The organism is bacterium (assembly GCA_017744355.1).
Lineage (GTDB): Bacteria > Cyanobacteriota > Sericytochromatia > S15B-MN24 > UBA4093 > JAGIBK01.
In genome coordinates this window covers 126,297-146,289 of the sequence record JAGIBK010000009.1, presented here as the reverse complement: position 1 = coordinate 146,289, position 19,993 = coordinate 126,297, and the positions used below count along the sequence as shown (strand labels likewise).

The following is a 19,993-nucleotide window of genomic DNA, read 5'->3' as shown; positions in this document are numbered from 1 at the left end:
CTAACGTGATTGACTTGGGAGGGACCGTATGTCGTCTGGATCCATGGACTACGCCTCGGAAGATTCCCCCCTCCTCCGCGCATCGGAGCGCCCGCGCGAGCAGGATGCGGCGCAAGCCTTTCCCGCGTGGGTGCTCGGCCTGAGGGAGCCGGAACGGCGCTGGTTGCTGTTCCTCAACGACGCCCTCTGGACGCTGGGCGCGCCCCTGGGCGTCGCCACCGCGTGGGGGATGCCCATCGCCCAGGGGATCGAGTTATCGCTCGCCTGGTTCGTCGCGGCGATCGCCTGTTTCTACGCGTCGGAGCTGTATTCCTTGGGCCCCACCGAGGAGCGGGCCCTGCTGAAGGGGATGGGCTTCGGGGCCGTGCTGACCCTCTTCCTCGCATGGCAAGCGGCCTTGCCGCTCAACGTCCTCGTCTCGCTCGGCCTGGCCGCGGGGCTCGCCACCGGCGGCCTGCTGCTCAGCCGGCGCTTCCTCACCCGGGTCTTCGCCAGCGCCGCGGCGAGCCGTCGGATGCTGTTGCTCTGCGAGGAGGCCGAGGCCCTCGAGGTCGTCGACGAGATCCGGCGCCACCCGCAGTGCGGGCTGCTCGCGCTGGGGCTCGTGGCCGAGCAGGAGGCCGCCCCGACCCTGGACGCGCTCTCGGTGCTGGGGACGCCCCACCAGCTGCCGACGCTGGTCGAGCGCCTGCGCTCGGACGGGATCTTGGCGGGCGCGGGGGCGCTGAAGGGCTCCGAGTGGCGAAGCCAGCTCGCCCCGCACGAGGAGACCATCGATCTGCCGAGTCTCTTCGAGCGCTTGAGCCGGCGGATCCCGGTGCGCTACCTCGACGAGCGCTATTTCATCGAGCGCTTCACCTGGATGCGGGGGCTCGGCTATCGAATTTCCAAGCGCTGCTTGGATCTCGGCTTCTCGCTCATCGGGTGCGCCCTCGCGTTGCCCTTGCTCCCTTTCATCGCGGCCGCCATCTACCTGGGCGATCGCGGACCGCTCATCTACTCGCAGGAGCGCACGGGCCTCAACGGGCGCCCCTTCAAGGTCTACAAGTTCCGCACCATGCGCATCGACGCCGAGAAGGACGGGGCGGTCTGGGCCCGGACCAACGACGACCGGGTCACTGCGGTCGGGCGCTTCTTGCGCCGGAGCCGCCTCGACGAGCTGCCCCAGCTCTGGAACATCCTGCTGGGCGAGATGAGCCTCGTCGGGCCGCGCCCCGAGCGCCCCGAGTTCGTCGCCGAGCTGGCGCGCGCAATTCCGCACTACCAGTGCCGGCACCTGGTGCTGCCGGGCCTGACGGGCTGGGCCCAGGTACGCTTCCCCTACGGGGCCTCGGTGCAGGACTCCGAGGAGAAGCTCAATTACGACCTCTACTACCTCAAGCATCGCTCCTGCTGGTTCGACCTGCTCATCTTGCTGCGGACCGTGGGCGTGGTACTCAACAAGACCGGCGCGCGCTGAGCCCCTCGGCCGTCGGGATAGTGGCCATCCCCAGCGAACGCCCCGGGCGCCCACGGCGCCCGGGGCGTTCGCGTGGCGCGCCTGATGCGAAGCGAGCGGGGTGGCGGTAAAGTCCGCAGGCGTCGTGCGGCCCAAGGGATGCTAAAATGGGCCTTCCGGAGGCCATCCGGCGGTCGCCGTTCGTAGGGCGGCCGGGGTGGCCTCGTGATTAGGAGGAACCATGGCCGTAGAATCCGCTCCCATCGCGATCGAGCTCCCCGACGGGTCCAAGCGTGAGGTCCCCCAGGGCTCGACGATCGCAGACCTCGCCGCCTCGATCAGCCGCAGCCTCGCCAAGAAGGCCGTCGCCGCCCGCCTCGACGGCAAGCTCGTCGATCTCTCCACCCCCCTGACCCGCGAGGCCAAGGTCGAGATCCTGACCCAGGACGCTCCCGAGGCCCTCGAGGTCCTGCGCCACTCGACCGCGCACCTGATGGCCAACGCCGTCCAGCGCCTCTTCCCCGGCGCCAAGGTCACCATCGGCCCGGTCACCGCCGACGGCTTCTACTACGACTTCGACTACGAGCGCGCCTTCACCCCCGAGGACTTCGAGAAGATCGAGGCCGAGATGCGCAAGCTCTCGGGCGCGGACCTGAAGGTCAGCCGCGAGGAGGTGCCCGCGGGCGGCGGCGCGGCCAAGGCCAGCGAGTTCGAGGCCCAAGGCGAGCCCTACAAGGCCGAGATCCTGCGCGACATCCTCGAAAAGGCCCCCGACGCCGTCATCTCGATCTACCATCAGGGCGACTGGTCGGACCTCTGCACCGGCCCTCACCTGCCTTCGACCGGGCTCATCCGCAACTTCAAGCTCCTGACCACCGCCGGTGCCTACTGGCGCGGCAACGAGAAGAACAAGATGCTCAACCGCATCTACGGCACGTCCTACTTCTCGGAAGGCGACCTCAAGGCGCACCTGACCCGCCTCGAGGAGGCCGCCAAGCGCGACCACCGCAAGCTCGGCAAGGAGCTCGAGCTGTTCATGTTCTCGGAAGCGGCGCCGGCCATGCCGTTCTTCCTCCCCAAGGGCGCCTACGTCTACAACAAGCTCGTGGCCTTCATCCGCGAGCTCTACGACCGCTACGATTACCAGGAAGTCATCACCCCGCTCGCCTACAGCCCTGAGATGTTCCGCACCAGCGGCCACCTCGGCAACTACAACGAGAACATGTACCGGCTATGGACCGAGGACGAGTGCGCCCATGCCGAGCCGGGGCACCTGCACGAGGAGCTGCAGGCGGATTCCTTCGTACTCAAGCCGATGAACTGCCCGAGCCACTGCCTGATTTTCGGCACCCGCCGGCGCTCGTACCGTGAGCTGCCCTGGCGCGTGGCGGATTTCGCCCGCCTGCATCGCTACGAGCGCGGCGGGGTGGTCCACGGGCTGGCCCGCGTGCGGTCGTTCTCGCAGGACGACGCGCACATCTTCTGCACGCCCGAGCAGGTCCCCGGCGAGATCGAGAAGTTCATCAAGTTCCTCTACGAGGTCTACGAGGTGCTGGGCTTCAGCGAGGTCCTGGTCAAGCTGGCGACCCGTCCCGAGAAGCGCATCGGCTCCGACGAGCTCTGGGATCAAGCCGAGGCGGCGCTGGCCAAGGGCCTCGAAAGCGGCGGCCTGCCCTACGAGATCCTTCCGGGCGAAGGGGCCTTCTACGGCCCGAAGATCGAGTTCCACCTGAAGGACGCGATCGGCCGGACCTGGCAGCTGGGCACCATCCAGTACGACTCGAACCTGCCGGAGCGCTTCGATTTGATCTACATCGGCGAGGACGGCAAGGAGCACCGGCCCGTCATGCTGCACCGCGCGATCCTGGGCTCGCTGGAGCGCTTCTTCGCGGTCTACCTGGAGCACTGCGCGGGGGCCTTCCCGCTGTGGCTCGCCCCGACCCAGGCCGTCGTCATCCCCATCTCCACGGAGAACGACGACCACTGCGCGGAGGTGGTCGCCAAGATGAAGGCGGCGGGCCTGCGCGTCGAGCTGGACAACCGCAACGAGAGCCTCAACTACCGCATCCGCGAGGCCCAGGTCCAGAAGATCCCCTACATGCTGGTCGTCGGCAAGAAGGAGGTCGAGCAGGGCACCCTCGCGCTGCGCAAGCGCACCGGCGCCCAGGAGGTCCTGAGCGTCCAGGAGGTCATCGACCGCCTGGTCACCGAGGTCGAGACCCGGGCCCTCCCGCAAGTCCCCGAGGCCAAGTAGCCGCATGACGAACGCCCCCCTTCCCGCCGGGAAGGGGGGCGTTCGTCATGGGCGTTAGTGGACGCGGCTGGGGAAGGGCATCTCCATCTGGCGGGTGGGGACCAGGTCCCGGTTGTAGCTGTAGCCGATGAGCTGGTTCATGTCGTTGACGCGCCGGCCGATGTCGTCCAGGCGACGGACCTGGCCCGTGACCGGGTCCGGGACGTCCTGGCCGGTCAGGAAGGGCGAGAGGGTGGACGGCTCGTTGGCCTTGCGGGGCCGGATCTGGAGGAAGTCCTCGCCGATCACGCTCTTGTTGAGGCCGGCCTCGATCATGTGGCAGCCGCTGCAGGTGTTGAGGGCGAACTTGAAGCGGGCCTCGGGGTTGCGGATGCCGGGCGCGTTCCAGACGAGGAACGGGTCGTTGATCCCCGCGGGCGGGAAGTTGCCGGCGCCGGGCACCGGCGCCGAGCCTGCGAGCATGGAGACGGGCAGCACGTGCTCCTCTTGGAGGATGTCCCGCTCGTTGCGGTTGATGTAATCGGCGAGCTTGGAGCTGCCGTTCATCGCCAGGCTCGGGGTGAGGGCCATGGTCGCCGACGCGAGCTGGCCGCTGCGGCTGACGTGGAACTCGCGCATCTCCCAGGGGTTGTCCTTGAGGTGCTGGAAGAATTTCGCGAAGTTCACCGGGTCGGCGGGGTTGGGGGGGCCGAACTTCGCGATCGCCTCCTGGGTGGAGAGCTCGATCTCGTTGGTGCGCAGCTGGTTGAGGGCGCTGCCGTTGGGCTTGTTGCGGTTGGCGCCGCCCCGGGCGAAGACGTCGGTCAGCTTCTGAAGTTCGGCGTTGTACTGGGGCCCGAAGGGCATGGTGCCCAGCTTGTGCCAGCGCATGGCCCAGTCGGTGACGAGGCCCATGCGGATCTTGGCCAGCTGCTTGTTGTTGGGGTCGTCCATGCGGTCGTACTTCATGCCGCCGAGCATGTTGAAGTCGACCCCGTACTCGAAGATGACGGTGAACAGGGGGCGCAGCGGGCTCTGCTCGTTGGGGTCCCGAAGGTCCACCACCCCGAAGACGAGGCGGCCCTCGCCGGCGTTGCCTACCTTGCGCAAGTCGACGCGGTTGGTGATGGCCAACAGGCGGAAGGGCGCCTTGCTCATGTCGAGCCGCTTGCCGCCGCTCGCTTGCTTCCACGGGTCGATGATCAGGCTCTGGATCGCCTTGCGGGCGGGAATCTTCTGGCCGTTGACGACCACGTCCTTGTTCCACTCGTTGAGCCAGTTGAGCACGAACTGCTCGGTGTTCTTGCCGCCCGAGAGCCCCTCCATCAGGGTGCCGAAGCTCCATGGGCCCATGCCCTTGGCGCGCTTGTCGTTGACCACGCTCAGGTCGGTGATGATCAGTTCCTTCTCGGGGGAAACCGGGGTCGGCTCGCCGGGAGCAAAGCCCTTGCCCCCGGCTTGGGCCTCGCGGCCGGCGCCGCTCGGAGCGATCAGGTTGCCGGCCTTCAGGTTACAGCCGACCAGGGAGAGCGCCGTGGTGGCCAGGACCACGGCACTCACGACGGATCCGATTCTGCTTCGCATGCACACACACCTCTCTTGCCGATGACGGAGCCGATTGCCCGCGCTGGGGCCGAACGCGATCCGGTCATGTGGGCGCGTGCCTTGCTGCGTGTGGCGTTGCACCGACGCCGTGGGCGAAAGGGGGCGATGGGGCCGGGGGGACGGATCCTCTGCCAGGCAACCATGCATCAGCCTAATCAAAGCGTCGCGATAATGCTTGGCCGGTTTTATCAAGCAAGATTGTTCTGCGGCGGATCCCCAGAGAGCTTGGGGCGATTTGAACAAGCAAGCGCGTGTTTCGGCCGCTATGATCGCCCCAGTTTTTACTCGCTTGCAGGGTCCCGGCGACTCCTGCGCGCCGGCAGGGACTGCCGACTTCTTGGGCGAGGGAGGGGGCCATGGTCATCCTGATGCTCGGGTTGTGCCATCGCACGGCGCCGGTCGCGGTGCGAGAGCGGGTTGCCGTGCCGGCGCACGAACTGCGTGGGGCCCTTGCGGAGCTCTTGGCGGCTCCCGAGATCCTCGAGGGGGTGATCCTCTCGACCTGCAACCGCACCGAGGTCTACGCCCTCGTCGCGGAGCCCGCGCGGGGCCTGGAGGCCCTGCGCCGCTTCGTGGCGCGGGGCGGGGCCGACGTGGGGGCCTTCACGGTGCGCCAAGAGGGCGAGGCGGTCCTGCACCTGATGCGGGTCGCCGCGGGGCTCGAGTCCCAGATCCTCGGCGAGCACCAGATCCTCGCCCAGCTCAAGGAGGCCCTCACGGTCGCACAGCAGCAGCGCGCCGCGGGCGCCATCATGGACGCGCTCTTCCGCTTTTCCCTGAGCGCTGGCAAGCGTGCCCGCTCCGAGACGGGGATCGCCCGCGGGGCCGTTTCGGTCTCGGCGGCCGCCATCCGCCTGGCGCGCGAGCGTCTCGGCTCCCTAAAGGACCGCTCCCTGCTCCTCCTCGGCAGCGGCAAGATGGGCGAGCTCGCGGCCAAGCACCTGGCGGGTGAGGGCCTTGCGCGGGTCTACGTCTCCAACCGCACCCAGGAGGCGGCCCAGCACCTCGCCGCACAGGTGGGGGGCGAGGTGGTCTCCCTCTTCTCCCTGGACGAGGTCCTTTCCCGGGTGGACGTGGTGCTCTGCTGCACCGGGGCGCCGCACCACGTTCTCTCGGCGGCGGACCTCGCGGGCCTGCACGCGCGCCGGGGCGGCCGCGAGCTGGTGCTCATGGACCTGGCCATGCCCCGCAACCTGGATCCGGCCATCGCCGAGCTGCCCGGCATGCGCCTGTGGGATCTGGACGACCTGGAGGCGATCGCCCAAGCCCACCGCCAGGACCGCGCCGAGGGGGTGAAGCAGGTGGAGGCGATCCTCGAGGCGGAGCGCGAGGCCTACCTGGCCTGGCTGCGTTACTTCCAGATGAGCCCCGCCATTTCCTCGTTGCGGGACAAGGCCCACCAGATCCGCGCCGACGAGCTGGATCGCTTTCTCGGCAAGTACGCCGAGGCCTTCTCGCGCGAGCAGCGCCAACTGATCGAGGAGCTGAGCCAGGCCATCGTCAACAAGCTCCTGCACGCCCCCCTCTCGCGCCTGCGAGGCATGAGCGCCCAGCAGCAGCGTCAGCACGTGGGGAGCCTGCAGGATCTCTTCGAATTGCGGGTCGAGGACTTCGCCGCCCACTACCGGCGGCGGCGTGGCGCGCGTCATAACGCCCTCCATGCCCCCTAGGGGCGGCATGATCACTTGATTTGAGGAAAGAGAGGGGCTCTCCGTGATCATGATCGCTGCGTTTGCGGCGATCCGGCGAAAAAACTTGCGCGAAGAGGCATTTAGACGATCGATCTCTGGGTAGAATAGCAGTAGAAAGCTTTTCGACGTTCGATCGCCCCTAAGATCGACCCACCATGAGGACCACGAACATGACCTACCTCGAAGCCGCGCAGTTGATTCTGGCAGAGGCCCGCAAGCCCCTTACCGAGGCCGAGATCGTGTCACGGGCGAAGCGAAAGGGCCTGATCGCCCCCCGCACCAAGGACCCGGAGCGTTCGATCGGGGTGGTCCTCAAGCGCTCCTCGCAGAACCCCAATTCCAGCTTCGAGGCGACCGCGCCGCACACCTGGCAGCTCAAGCCCTCCAAGATCCTGGAGCACCCCATGAGCATGCGTGAGGCGGCCCTCAAGATCCTGACGCTCGCGGGCAAGCCCCTCCACTACCAGGAGATCACCAAGCGCGCGATCCGCGCGGGCCTCATCCGCCCCGAGGGCCGGACCCCCGCCTACACCCTGCGCGCCCGCGTCGGTGACGACATGCAGCGCAACGAGGATTCGCCCTTCGAGCGCGTGGCGGACGGCACCTACGGCCTGCGCGTGTGGCCCAAGGACCTGCTGAAGGCCAAGAAGTCGGCCCGCAAGACGAAGGCCAAGGCCAAGCCGGTGGCGAAGCCCGCCGCGAAGCCCGTGGCCAAGACCGCGAAGCCCGCCGTCCTCAAGCCCGCGAAGCCCGTCAAGGCCACCGTCACCAAGCTGGAGGCCAAGGAGCCCCGCAAGCCCCGCGCCAAGCGCGTCGCCGAGGTCGCCGCTCCGGTGGTGCCGATGAAGCCCCGGGTGCGGGTCGCCGACTCCGAGTCCCTGGCGCGTCTGCAGCGCAACAAGGCGGCGCACTAGGCGCAACGGCGGGTTCATCCCAACTAGGACGATCGTCCCGACTTTAAGGAGGCAAGCGGTTTTTAGCCGCTTGTCTCGTTTCTTTTGCCGAGGCGCGGGGCAAGACTCTTCCAAGCCGCCCCTTCGACGCTTGGCAGGTTGACCCCATGAGCGACACCCCGATCTTGATCTACGCCTCCGCGGCGCCGCGCGACTGGATCGTGCGGGAGTTCGAGGTCGCCGGGTATCAGGTGCTCGCCGCCTCGAACGGTCTGGTCGCCCTGGACCAGGCCACTCGGCTGACCCCCGCCATGATCGTGGCCGATTCTCGTTTGCCCGGGATCGACGGGGTGGAGGTGTGCCGGATCCTGAAGGGGATGTCGAGCATGCCCTTCACCCCGATCGTGCTGATCGAGCCCTCGTTCGCGGATGTGGATGCCCACGGCCGCTACTCCGAGGCCGACGACGTCTGGATCGCGCCGACCACCCCGCTCGAGGTCGCCACCCGCGTGAGGCTGCTGCAGCTGCGATTGGAGCGCCTCTCCGCCCTGCGGGGCGATCGCGATCGCCTCTTCGAGCTGGCCTACCACGACCACCTGACGGGACTGCCCAACCGGCGTTATCTGGACGCGGCCCTGGCCGATTCGCTGGTGGATACGCGCGCCCACGGGCTGCCCATGGCCATCCTCTTGTTCGACGTGGACCGGTTCAAGAGCATCAACGACCGCTGGGGGCACCCGGTGGGCGATCGGGTCTTGCAGGAGATGGCCGCGGTCCTGCGGCGCAGCTCGCGCCGCCGGGACGTGATCGGGCGCTACGGGGGCGAGGAGTTCCTGTACCTGCTGCCGGGCCACACCCTGAGCGAGGCGGTCCTGCAGGCCGAGCGGGTGCGCACCGAGCTCGCCACCCACCCCTTCACGGCTCCGGACGAGGAGGTCTGCCTCACAGTGAGCGTGGGGGCCACCGAGGTCCAGGGCGATGACACCCCCCACTCGCTGCTCAGTCGGGCGGATCGCCTGCTCTACGAGGCCAAGCGAGGCGGCCGCAACCGGATCGTGTCGCTGCGCTGTTAGAGCACCTAACAAAACCAGGCATGTTACGGCTGGTGGCCGCCGTGGGCGGCTATAAGGAACAGTTTTGTGAGGCGCTCTTAGCCCCTGAGGCCCGGCTGCCAGAGGCCGACCTTGTTCCCATGGACCATGGCGCCGTACTTGGCGAGCAGCCCTGGCAGATCGGTCTTCGGATCGCCGCCCCAGACCGCGGCGATCGCGTCGTGATCCGGCCGGGCCCAGCCCTGGTACAGCTCGTAGGCGTCGCGGGGCCGGTCGGCGACCTCCAGGGCGCGCATGAGCCCCTGCACGATCACCCCTTCGGCGATCTTCGAGATCTCCTTGCTCGGCGTCTGGCGGTTGCTGCCCAGGCGCTTGGAGGTCGTCTCGCTACAGACGGCCTCGCGCTCGCGCTCGGTGAGGCCGTAGAGGTCGAAGACCTGGTCGTCGATCGCTTCCAGCGCTTCGAGGGCGCGCTTGCGCCTGAGCTCCATGGCCGAGAGCCGCTCCTTGGCCGCCGCTTCCAGCGCCTCGGGGGTCTCCCAGAGGGTCTCGGCGATCGTCGCCGAGAGGTCCCAGCGCGAGGTCTGCGCCAGCCAGTCCAGGACCAGGGCCGCCTCGCCTGCGATCGAGCGCTGCTCGCGCTCGGTGGCGATCATCAGGGGCAAGGAGCCGAGCGTCGGGGTGTCCAGGTGCAGGGTGAGCTGCGCCTTGTTGGCGATGACCAGCTGGAAGTAGGCTTCGAGCAGCCGTGAGTTGAGCAGCGCGAGCAGGTAGTGAGGGTTCCAGTCCGACTGGGGCTCGAGCACGTTGACGGTGTCGAGCGGCAGGCTGCCCGAAGGCAGGAGGGTGGCGACCACGGCGCTTGCGATGTTCTGGTACACGATCCGCGGCGAGGCGAGCACGTTCGAGAGGAAGCGATCGCGCAGGGCGTAGCGGGGGCTGAGGCGCAAGAGCCCCTCGTCGCCGCCGTAGCGCCGGATGTCGCGGCCGCGGACCACCGGGGTTCCCTCGCTCCACAGGGCGATCGCGCTCTCCTTGGCCGAGATGCCCGCCCCGCGCCGGATCCATGCCAGGTGCTGGAGCGGAACGCCCGAGACCTCGACCTTGGTGATCCAGCCGCCGCTGGTGCGGTTGGCGTAGATCGGCATGGTCGGGCGGTTGCGGAAGAAGCCGTGGCTCTGGGTGCCGAGCGAGCGGAGCGTGCCGTCCCGGAAGGTGTCCAGGCGCACCTCGCCCTGGTCGTCCGGGGCCCAGGGCAGCGCCGCGTTCGAGAAGGTGGCCTGACGGTGCTCGGCGACGAAGGCGATGGTTTCGAGGTTGACCCCGGGGAAGGCCGCGCCCAGGTCCAAGAGGGCCGTCAGCTGCATGTCCTCGACCAACAGCCGGCGGCACTCGTAGTAGGCGCCGGTGCGGGTGACGCCGTGGGGCACGACGAGGCCCAGCCGGCCCTTGTCGCGCAGGAGGCGGGCCGAGCGCTCGATGAACAGGGCCGTGGTGTCCTGGCGGCCGCTGCCCAGGCGGTAGTGGCGCTGGAAGAAGTGCTTGTCCTGGCTCGAGATCTCGGCCCCGTAGGGCGGGTTGCCCACGATCACGTCGAAGCCGGGCTCGAGGGTCGTGTCGTGCTGCTGGAGGGTGTTGCGACCGATGAGGTTGGCCCTCAGGGGCACCTTGAGCTCGGGCACCAGCTTGAGCTGGACGAAGGCCAGGCGGATCTGGGCGAGCTTGAGGGCCCAGGGGTTGAGGTCCACCCCGAACAGGTGGCGGTCCATGACGCGCTTGAGGCGCAGGTAGCGCCCCTCGGCGCCGGTCTGCGAGGTCCAGACCCGCTCGAAGAGGGCTTCGAGCGCAAGCGACAGGAAGTTGCCGGCCCCGCAGGAAGGGTCGAGCAGGCGGAAATCCTTGGCCAGGGGCAGGTGCTTGGGCGGCAGGGTCGCGTCGAGCAGGTAGGAGACGATGGGCGCCGGGGTGTAGAAGGCGCCGTGCTTCTTGCGCTGGATGGTCGAGAGGTGGGTCTCGAAGAGGCCGCCCAGCAGTTCGCCGTCCTCGTAGCTCCAGGTCTGGGCCGAGAAGAGGTCGTTCAGGATCTCGGTCAGCTCCGGCACCGAGGGGGCGCCGAGCTTGAGGGGCAAGGGGGCAGCACCCGCGAACAGCGGCGTCTGGTCGCCGCCAAGGCCGCTCAGGGTGTCGAAGAGGGCCTTCTCGAGCGCATCGTTTTCGTCCGGGTGCCGCAGGTGGCAGAACAGGGCGTTCGCCAGCACGAAGCATGCGGCAGCCGGCTCGTGGAGGGAGAGGGCGTCGGCCAAGAGGGCCACGCCGTGGGTCAGGAGGCCCTCCTTGGAGAGCTCGGAGCGGGTTCGGGCGCTGAGAGTCTGCATCTCTTCATTATCCGGTGCTGGTCGCACGGGTGGCAAGGGGCGCATTGCGAGGGTTGGCGCGCTTAACGGCCCTTAACAGAGGGGAGCGAGGGTGTTACCATGCCTTCGCGCAGAGGAGGCGTCCATCCAATGGAGAAGCGGGGATTCGAAATCGAGGCGAAGTTTCGCCTGAAGCTCGGGCAGCGCGAGGCGATCGCTCAGGCGCTCGCAGGTTGTCCGCACGCGCGGGTCGAGCAGGAGGACCGCTACTTCGACGCGGGCCCCGGCCGGGTGCTGCGCCTGCGGCAAGAGGAAGGCGCCTGGCTCATCACCCGCAAGGAGGCTCCCACGGTCTCGGCGGACGGCACCAAGACCCGTACCGAGATCGAGACGCCGATCCCGGACGAACTGGTCGAGCCGCTGGCCGAGACCTTCGCATGGCTGGGCCATCGGCCGCTGATCGTGGTGAAGAAGGTTCGCGATGCCTACGAGATCGACGGGGCGACGGTTTGCCTGGATCGGATCGAGGGGCTCGACGACGACTTCGCCGAACTCGAGGTGCTCGCCCAGGATGCCGGGGACAAGCACGCGCTCGATGCCTTGCGTGCGCGCTTCGGCCTTGATGAGGGCCAGATCCTGCTCCACAGCTACGCGCGCCTCTTAGCGGAGGCCCGCGGCCAGGCCTAGTGAATGCCGGGGAGCTTCCCCATCTCCTTGAGGTTATCCTTGCCCGTCAGCGCCCGCAGGAAGGCCACCAGATCCTTCTGGTCCTGCTCGCTCAGGTTGAGCGGCCCGATCCGCGGGTCCTGGTTGGCGCTGGGGATGCCGCCCTTGTTGTAGAAGGCGACTACCTCTTCGAGGGTCGAGAGCGAGCCATCGTGCATGTAGGGGGCGGTCAAAGCGACGTTGCGCAGGGTGGGGGTCTTGAAGGAGCCCCAGTCCGCGTCGTTCTTGGTGACGGCGTACCGGCCCGCGTCGGGGTTGGGCTGATCGAGGCCGACCCCGAGGTTGTGGAACTGGCCGTCGGTGAGGTCGGGGCCGCCGTGGCAGGCGATGCACCGCCCCTTGGGGCTGTGGAAGATCTGGGCGCCGCGGATCGCCGATTCGCTCATGGCGTCCTTCTCGCCCCGGGCGTAGCGCTCGAAGGGGGTGGGCCCCACCGTGAGCGCCCGCTCGAAGGTCGCGAGCGCCTTGGCGATGCCGTCGGCGGTGACGCCGGTGCCGAAGGCCTCCTTGAACTTGCGGGGGTAGTACTCCATCGCTTCGAGCTTGCGGATCACATCCGGCAGCTTGGCGTTCATCTCGATGGGGTTCTCGATGGGGCCGAGGGCCTGCTCTTCGAGGGACTTGGCGCGGCCGTCCCAGAACTGGAAGGGGTTGTTCGCGATCCCGTAGATGGTCGGCACGTTGCGATCGCCACGCGCCCCCGTGATGCCCGCGGCCGTGCGCTCGGCGTTGGAGAAGCCCTTGGTGTGGTCGTGGCAGGTGGCGCAGTTCATCTTGTTGTTGCCCGACAGGCGGGGCTCGAACCACAGCCGGAAGCCCAGCTCGATCTTGGCCTGGGTCATGGGGTTGTCCGAGGGGACGAAGACGCTCTTGGCCTTGACCGTGGAAGCGCTGGTGTCCGTCGTCTTGCCTGCTTGGGGGGCGCTGAGGCCGCAGGCGGTCAGCAGGCCGAGGCTGAGCGCGGCGAGGACGAGGCGTTTCACGGGGCTGCTTCCTTTCAACGACGTGCTATTGAAAATCATTCTCAACTATTATCGAGGATAGCAGCTAAGACTTGCTTGTCAACGGTTTAAGAAACGGTTAATAGGTCGTGCCTTCCCGGTCACACCGCCGAAGGGATCTTGGCGGTGTGGGATGCTCGACGAATCGGGTACGATGGCTGGGTGGTTGCCTGCTTTCGTCCCTGGCTTCGCTCGGACGAGGCATCTTCCGGTCGAGGAGAGCTGCGTTTTGACTCGTGTTTTGTTGCAGGCGCCACCGGAGGCTGGTCCGGTCGCAGTGCGCGTCGTCACCCCCAACGCGCGCTCGGCTGGCGCTCTCAAGGCCGAGCCCTGCTCGCTCCAGGAGCTGGCGGGGGCGACCCTCGAAGCGGCAGGGTTTGCGATCGCTTCTCCCCTGCTCTCGCTGCGCCTCTTGAGACAGGCCGCCGCGAGCCTGGGGGAGGCGCCCGCGCTGGCCGTCGCCATGGCCCCGACGATGCGCGAGCTGTTCCGCGCCGGGGCCGACCTTGCGGCCCTCGCGGCTGGAACCTCGCCCCGCACAGCCAGGGTGGCACGCCTTGCGGCCGCTTACCGCGCGGCGCTGCGCGAAATGCGCCTGGTGGACGACGCCGAGGCCCTGCGCGTGGCGGCAAGTGAGGTGAAGCGGCCACAGGCCTTGCTTGTGACGGGCTACCCACGCCTCGGTGACGACGAGGCCGCCTTTCTGACGGCGATCGCAGGGCCCGGCTCGTCCCTTTACCTCCCGAACATGGGCGAGGCCCTCTTCGCCGAGAACGCCCGAGTGGCCGACTACCTCGCGGCGCAGGGTTGGCGCGTGGAGCAGCAAGCGCCTGCAAAGCCCTTCACGGGCCGTTACCTCATGCCGCATTTCGCGCCGGTCCCGGTGAAGGCCTACCGCTACCCGAACCTCGAAGCGGAGGTGCGCGGCGCCCTCGCACGGCTCAAGCTCTTGTTGCAGGCGGGCGTGCGCCAGGACGAGGTGGTGCTGGTCGCGCGCGACGATGCGGCCTATGGCCCGACGGTCATGGCCATCGCCTGGGAGTACGGCCTGGACATCCGCGCCTTCTACGCCGTGCCGCTCGCTTCGACCCACCTGGGCGCCTGGCTGCGCCTTGCGATCGAGGTGGTGCGCGACGGTTTCCCCTACGAGGCGACGGCCCGCCTCTTGGGTCACCGCCTCTCGGAGCGCCTCTCACCCGAGGTCTGGGCCGAGGTCCGCAAGAAGCATCCGGTCGGGCAAGAAGCCTGGACGGCCCTCCACCCCGAGCTCGCCTCTCTTGCATGGCCCGAGCGCGCGAAGCGAAGCACGTGGCTGCGCTCGCTACGGCAGGCCTTCGATGCCTTCGAGGTGCCGGAGCGCATCGGGCGCTGGCCCCGCGAGGCCCTCGCCTTGAGCAGGCTGCGCGAAGGGCTCGATGCCCTCTCGGCTCCCGAGGACGAGCGCCTCACTCAGCAGGCCTTCTTGGCCGAGCTCGAAGAGCTGCTTGCGCTCCTCTCGGTCCCGGCACACCCCCAGGGGGGCGGGATCGCCCTCCACACGCCCCTTTCTCTCTACGGCGCCCACTACCGCCATGCGCTCGTGCTCGGGATGGCCGAGGGCCACTTCCCGGTGCGGGTCGAGAACGATCCGGTGCTGGACTTCCACGAGCGCAAGGCCCTGAAGGCGCTCGGCTGCCACCTGGAGGGCGCTGCCGAAGCCGCGCGGCGCGAGGCCCTCTCGTGCTGGGCCCTCCTGCAAGTAGCGACCGAGGGCCTGGAGCTCTCCTACCCCGAGCTTGCGGGCGGCGAGGCGCAGCTTCCGAGCCCCTACTTCGCGGATCTGGGCCTTGTGCCCTCGCTGCCGCCCGAGGTTCCCGCTTGTAGCCCCGAAGAGTGGCGCCCTGCCCGCTTGCGCGCCGGGCACGACGACGATCCGGTCCTCGCCTTCGCGCGGCAGGCCCACCAGGTCGAGTGGGGGCGCGAGGCCTCGCCGACCTATGATCACTTCGACGGGGTGCCCGGCGTGCCGGTGGACCCCGCCTCGCGCCTCTTCAGCGCCTCCCAGCTCGTGACCATCGGCCAGTGTCCCTTCAAGTGGTTCGCTCAGCGCCTCTTGCGCCTCTCGGATCCCGAGGAGGTCGAAAGCGAGCTGAGCCCGGGGCTGCGGGGAACCCTCTTCCACCGGGCGCTGGAGCTTGCGGTCGATGGGGCCTTGCCCCTATCGGACGCCCGTGTCCACGTGCTCGAACGCCTCGACGAGGCCTTCCAACGCGCCGAAACCGAGTTGCAGGTCGAGGCGGTGAGCGCCTGGCAGGCACAGCGCGACTATCACCTGGAGACCCTGCGTGCCGCCGTGCAGGCCGAGGCCTTCGTGGCCGACGGCGCTGCTATCGTTCAATCAGAAGGCGAGTTCAGAGGGGTGGCGTTCGGCCTGAATGTCATCGGCTACGTGGATCGGGTCGATCGCACCGACGACGGCCTGGTGTTCATCGACTACAAGACCTCGGCCTCGCCGCCCAAGGGGGCCAAGGACGACGCGGGCAAACCCAAGGTGGATGTGCAGCTACCGCTCTACATGGAGGTAGCGGCCCCCGCTCTCTTCCCGGGCGAGCCGGTGGCAGGGGCTCACTACTACTCGCTGAGCAAGGGCGAGGTCCTCAAGAAGGCCGTCCCGAGCCCGGGCGACCTGGAGCGGCTGAGCGAGAAGGTCAAGGGCCACCTCAGGACGGGACACTACCCGGTCGCCCCCGATACGGATGGGGCCGCCTGTCTCTACTGCGACCTGTCGCTCGTCTGCCGCACGGGGCCGCGCCTGGCCCGCAAGCAGGGCCCTTCTGCGCTCGGAGAGGAGAAGGCGAACGCATGAGCCTCACGCCGGAACAGGCCCTCGCGGCCCATGCCCCTGGAAGCGTTGCGGTGACGGCCGGGGCGGGCACGGGCAAGACCCACATGCTCACCGCCCGCTACCGCTACCACCTTGAGCAGCACGGCCTCTCGCCTCTTGAGATCGTGGCCGTGACCTTCACCAAGAAGGCCGCCGCCGAGCTGCGCGCGCGCATCCGCGAGATGGTCGCCACCACCATGCAGGCCACCCCCGAGCTTGTGGCCGAGATCGAGGCGGCACCCATCAGCACCCTGCACGTGCTCGCGGCGCGCATCTGCCGCGAGCACCCCGAGGCCGCCGAGGTTCCGCCCGACTTTTCGGTGCTCGACGAGCTAGAGGGCGCGCTCTGGCGAGAGGAGCGCATCGCCGAGTTGCTCTTGGCGCTGCCCGAGGCCCTTCTCGACGCCATTCCCTTCGCCCTGCTGGACGCTGCCATCCGAGCCTTCCTGGCGGACCCCTGGACTGCTGAACAGGCCTTGGCGCGGGACCCTGCCGCCTGGGGCGATCGGGTGCAGCAGGCAAGACAAGCGGCCTGCAAGGCACTGCTCGCTTCGAGCGACTGGCGTCAGCTCAGCGCCACCGTGCGCGCCCTCGTCGGCCCCGAGGGGGATGCCATCGAGAATACGCGCCGCATGGCGCTTGAAGCCCTCACGGCGACAGAGGAGGCCCACGCGGCCGGAGCGAGCTTGCGCCCAGCCCTGGAGGCGCTCACGACCCTGCCCATGCGTGGCGGATCCAAGAAGACCTGGGGCGAGGAGAACTTCGCCGCCATCAAGGAGGCCCTCAAAGCCCTGCGCGAGCTGGCGGGAGATGCCCTCAAGGCCGGCCTCGTCGTCCTGGAGCTGGGGGAGAGCGATCGCCTCCTTGCCGCTTGCCTGCCCGCCCTGCGGGAAGCCTTCGCGATCGCCATGGCCCACATGGCCCAGGCCAAGCAAGAGGCTCGGGTGCTTGAGTTCAGCGACCTGGAGCTCGGGGCCCTGCGCGCCCTTCGCCATCCCGAGATCGCCGCCTACTACGCGGTCCGCTGGAAGGCGTACATGGTGGACGAGTTCCAGGACACCAACCCGGTCCAGGCCGAGCTGCTCGAACGCCTCGTGGGCGGGGCGATCCTCACGGTGGTCGGGGATGAGAAGCAGGCCATCTACGGCTTCCGGCGTGCGGACGTGGAGGTCTTCCGGCGCTTCTGCGCGCGCATCGTCGAAGAAGGCGGCCTGCATGTCTCCCTGACCCAGAGCTTCCGCACCCACGAGGGCCTTCTTACGCCCATCAACCGGCTTTTCGAGCCCGTCCTGGGTGAGCTGCACCAGGCGCTCGTCGCCGCGCGCTCCGCGCATCCGGCCGAGGCCCCCGTCCTGACGGCTTTTGCCGTCGAGACCGACAAGGACCTTCACCGGGGTGCGGACAAGGCATCACGCCAGCGCGCCGAGGCCAAGCGCCTCGCGAAAGCCCTCAAGGACCAGCTCGCAGCGGGTACTCCCGTTTTCGACAAGGCCAGCGGCCAGCTTCGCCCCATGCGGCCCGGGGACGTGGCGATCCTCGCCCGCACCTGGGACCCGCTCGACGTCTATGGCGAGGCGCTCGCCGCCGAGGGAATCCCGTTCGTGCATGCGGGAGGCGGCAGCCTCATGGAGACCCGCGAGGCCCAGGACGGCTGGGCCCTGCTGCGCTTTTTGGCGAGCCCCGAGGACGACCTGGCCCTGGTGGCCGTGGTGCGCAGCCCCTTCTTCGCCTTGAGCGATCGCACCCTCTACGCCTTCGCCGCCGAGTTGCCCGCGGACGGCGGCTATTGGCGGGCCCTGAGTGGGGCCGAGGACCTCGCTCCGGAGTGGCGCCGCGTCAAGGAAGTGCTCACGGCCCTGCTCTCGGCTGCGCGCATGGAGTCCGCGAGTCGCGCGCTTCAGGAAGGCGATCGTCATTGCGGTTACACCGCGGTGCTTGCGAACTTGCCCAACCCGGCGCGGCGTCTGGCGGATTGGCGTGCGTTCTGCGACTTCGTGCGAGGCCTGGAGGGCGATGGGACCGACCTCTTCCCGCTGGTTCGGCGCCTCAGGTGCTTGCTGCTCGCCGATTTGAATGTGCCGCGCCCTGCCTTGGAGGCGCGCGATGCGGTGGCCCTGATGACCGTCCACGCCTCCAAGGGGCTCGAGTGGCCGCTGGTGGTGGTGCCGGACCTGGCGCGCTCGGCACCCGCCTCTCGTGCGCTCATCCTCATGGACGCCGCGTGGGGCGTCGCGCTGGGCCTGGGCAAGGAGCTGGGGAGCGATCCCGCCCTCTACACCATCCTGAAAGAGGAGCAACGCGCGCGCGAGGCGGCTGAGGCGAAGCGGGTCATGTACGTGGCCTTCACCCGGGCCCGCGACTACCTCATGCTCGCTGCCACCGATCCGAAGGGGGGCAGTCTGGAGTTTCTTGCGCAGGGGCTCGAGACCGCAGGCCTCTGCGTCGAGGCCTTGCCTTATCACGAGGCGGACGCGCTGCCGCCAGAGCCGGTCCTCCCGCCGTTGCCGCCGTCGCCCGAGAGGTATTTGCCGCCCATCCGCGCCTAGCGCCAGAGGCCTCAGGCGGGCGGCTGCTCACCGAGAGGCAGGGTGAACCAGAACGTGCTGCCTTGGCCCGGCGTGCTTCGCACCCCGATGCGGCCGCCGTGCGCCTCCACGAGGGCCTTGCTGATGCTCAGGCCCAGCCCCGTGCCGCCCTTCCTGACACCGCCTTCGAGCTGGCTGAAGTGCTTGAAGAGCCGAGGGATCGCTTCGGGAGCGATCCCGATCCCCTCGTCTATCACCTCGCACACCACCTCGCCGTCTTCGCGGCGGGTGCGCACCCGGATGGCGCGGCCCGGCGGCGTGAACTTGATCGCGTTGGTGAGCAGGTTGATGAGGACGCGTTCGATCCGCTCGGGGTCCATCAACATGACCAAGGGGTCGGGGGCGAGCTCGACCGAGAGGTTGATCCCGGCCTCCTGGACCTGAGGACGCAGGCTCTCCACCACTTCGTTGATCTTCTCGGCAAGATCCGTCTGCGTGAGGTTCAGCCGCAGGGTGCCTGCCTCGAGGCGGGCGAAGTCCAGCAAATCGTCCACCAGGTGCATGAGGCGCAGGGAGGCCTTCTCGATCTGCGCGACGAAGCCCTGCTGCTCCGCGGTCAGGGTGCCCCCGATGCCATCTGCCAGAAACTCCGCGTAGCCCCTGAGCGAGGTGATGGGCGTGCGCAGGTCGTGGGAGATGGCGTTGACGAAGCTGTTCTTGAGGGCGTCGAGCGCTTTGAGCGCCTCGATCTCGCGCGTGACGGCGCGCGACATCTCGTTGACGCCGTTGCCGAGCGTGACGAGCTCGTCGAAGCCTCTCGGTTCGAGGTCGCCCGGTTGCTTGCTGCTCGTGATCTCCCGGACGTGACGTTCGAGGTCGCTCAGCGGGGTGAGGAGCTGCTTTCGCAGGTAGGCGCTCAGCAGCAGGAAGCCGAGGAACATGCTGCCGAGGAGAAACAGCAGCGCGTCCATGTAGGCACCTTGGCGGCGATCGAGCTGGACGAGCTCTCGCTGGGTGCGTTCATCCACCATGCGGATGAAGCGATCGATGGGCTCCATGATCTGCGCCTTCTGGCGTTCGTACGCTTTGCCGTAGAGGATGGCGTGCGCCCGAGCGGGATCCTTGCCCACCACGGCGAAGGCCTGGCGCTCCTGGGATACCAGCGCGTCCGAGCGTCGTTCGGCCTCGGAGAGGAGCTCGAACTCGCCGTCGCTGAACCCCTCGCGGCGCATCAGCTCGCGCAGGGAGACGCGCGGGCCAGAAGGGGGAGCCGTGAGGCCTGCGACCCGCATGTCCCAGTAGCGGGTCGAGTAATCCGCCGGGCGCGGGAGCGTTCCGTTGCGGATGCCCAGGAGTTCGTCGTAGTAGTGCAGGTAGCGCGGGTTTCGGGTCGAGACGTAGGCCTGCGCCAGGCGGGTCAGATCCTCTGAGCTCTGGCGCAGCTCCTCGGCGAGCTGATAGGAGCGGTGGCGGCGCGCTTCGGTCTGGACGGCCGTCTGCTGTAGCTGTGCCATCATCCCGCTCAGGGCGAGTGCTGCGACCAAGAGCGCGGCGACGGTGTAAGAACCGACACGCGACAGGGTTTCGATTCTCATCAAGGCGCCCTCCGGGC

12 protein-coding genes are annotated in these 19,993 nt (G+C 68.5%); 8 read left to right on the top strand and 4 right to left on the bottom strand.

The window, feature by feature from the left end; translation table 11 throughout:
* Window positions 1–28: 28 nt before the first annotated feature.
* Together J7643_18760 and thrS are read left to right on the top strand one after the other, a co-directional pair.
* Window positions 29–1,459: a sugar transferase gene (locus J7643_18760; GenBank protein ID MBO9542634.1), complete on the top strand. Its 1,431-nt coding sequence runs from the start codon at window positions 29–31 to the stop codon at window positions 1,457–1,459.
* 220 nt (window positions 1,460–1,679) lie between these two features.
* On the top strand, window positions 1,680–3,692 hold the full coding sequence (gene thrS / locus J7643_18755) for a threonine--tRNA ligase (protein ID MBO9542633.1): 2,013 nt from the start codon (window positions 1,680–1,682) through the stop codon (window positions 3,690–3,692).
* Between the two features lie 54 nt (window positions 3,693–3,746).
* Here the strand turns inward: thrS and J7643_18750 are convergent, their stop codons facing one another.
* Entirely contained in the window at window positions 3,747–5,255 is a 1,509-nt protein-coding gene (locus tag J7643_18750; GenBank protein MBO9542632.1) for a hypothetical protein, read from the bottom strand.
* A gap of 377 nt (window positions 5,256–5,632) precedes the next feature.
* On the opposite strand from J7643_18750, the gene J7643_18745 reads away from it, so the two are divergent.
* The 3 genes from J7643_18745 to J7643_18735 all read left to right on the top strand — a co-directional run bounded on the left by J7643_18745 (window position 5,633) and on the right by J7643_18735 (window position 8,933).
* The gene (locus J7643_18745) at window positions 5,633–6,946 is read left to right on the top strand and encodes a glutamyl-tRNA reductase (protein MBO9542631.1); all 1,314 of its coding nucleotides are present in this window, start codon (window positions 5,633–5,635) and stop codon (window positions 6,944–6,946) included.
* Between the two features lie 176 nt (window positions 6,947–7,122).
* Window positions 7,123–7,881: a hypothetical protein gene (locus tag J7643_18740; protein MBO9542630.1), complete on the top strand. Its 759-nt coding sequence runs from the start codon at window positions 7,123–7,125 to the stop codon at window positions 7,879–7,881.
* Between the two features lie 146 nt (window positions 7,882–8,027).
* Entirely contained in the window at window positions 8,028–8,933 is a 906-nt protein-coding gene (locus J7643_18735) for a diguanylate cyclase (GenBank protein ID MBO9542629.1), read from the top strand.
* Between the two features lie 77 nt (window positions 8,934–9,010).
* On the opposite strand, the gene J7643_18730 is transcribed toward J7643_18735, so the two are convergent.
* Window positions 9,011–11,287: an SAM-dependent DNA methyltransferase gene (locus J7643_18730; protein ID MBO9542628.1), complete on the bottom strand. Its 2,277-nt coding sequence runs from the start codon at window positions 11,285–11,287 to the stop codon at window positions 9,011–9,013.
* A 129-nt stretch (window positions 11,288–11,416) separates the two neighbouring features.
* On the opposite strand from J7643_18730, the gene J7643_18725 reads away from it, so the two are divergent.
* The gene (locus J7643_18725) at window positions 11,417–11,953 is read left to right on the top strand and encodes a class IV adenylate cyclase (GenBank protein MBO9542627.1); all 537 of its coding nucleotides are present in this window, start codon (window positions 11,417–11,419) and stop codon (window positions 11,951–11,953) included.
* On the opposite strand, the gene J7643_18720 is transcribed toward J7643_18725, so the two are convergent.
* On the bottom strand, window positions 11,950–12,975 hold the full coding sequence (locus J7643_18720) for a c-type cytochrome (protein ID MBO9542626.1): 1,026 nt from the start codon (window positions 12,973–12,975) through the stop codon (window positions 11,950–11,952). The two genes, J7643_18725 and J7643_18720, sit on opposite strands and share 4 nt — an antisense overlap.
* Before the next feature lie 247 nt (window positions 12,976–13,222).
* Between J7643_18720 and J7643_18715 the strand changes: the two genes are divergently transcribed.
* Together J7643_18715 and J7643_18710 are read left to right on the top strand one after the other, a co-directional pair.
* On the top strand, window positions 13,223–15,838 hold the full coding sequence (locus tag J7643_18715; GenBank protein MBO9542625.1) for a PD-(D/E)XK nuclease family protein: 2,616 nt from the start codon (window positions 13,223–13,225) through the stop codon (window positions 15,836–15,838).
* Entirely contained in the window at window positions 15,835–18,402 is a 2,568-nt protein-coding gene (locus tag J7643_18710) for a UvrD-helicase domain-containing protein (protein ID MBO9542624.1), read from the top strand. Before J7643_18715 ends, J7643_18710 begins: the two co-directional genes overlap by 4 nt.
* An 11-nt stretch (window positions 18,403–18,413) precedes the next feature.
* On the opposite strand, the gene J7643_18705 is transcribed toward J7643_18710, so the two are convergent.
* The gene (locus J7643_18705; protein ID MBO9542623.1) at window positions 18,414–19,976 is read right to left on the bottom strand and encodes a HAMP domain-containing histidine kinase; all 1,563 of its coding nucleotides are present in this window, start codon (window positions 19,974–19,976) and stop codon (window positions 18,414–18,416) included.
* Window positions 19,977–19,993: the final 17 nt, after the last annotated feature.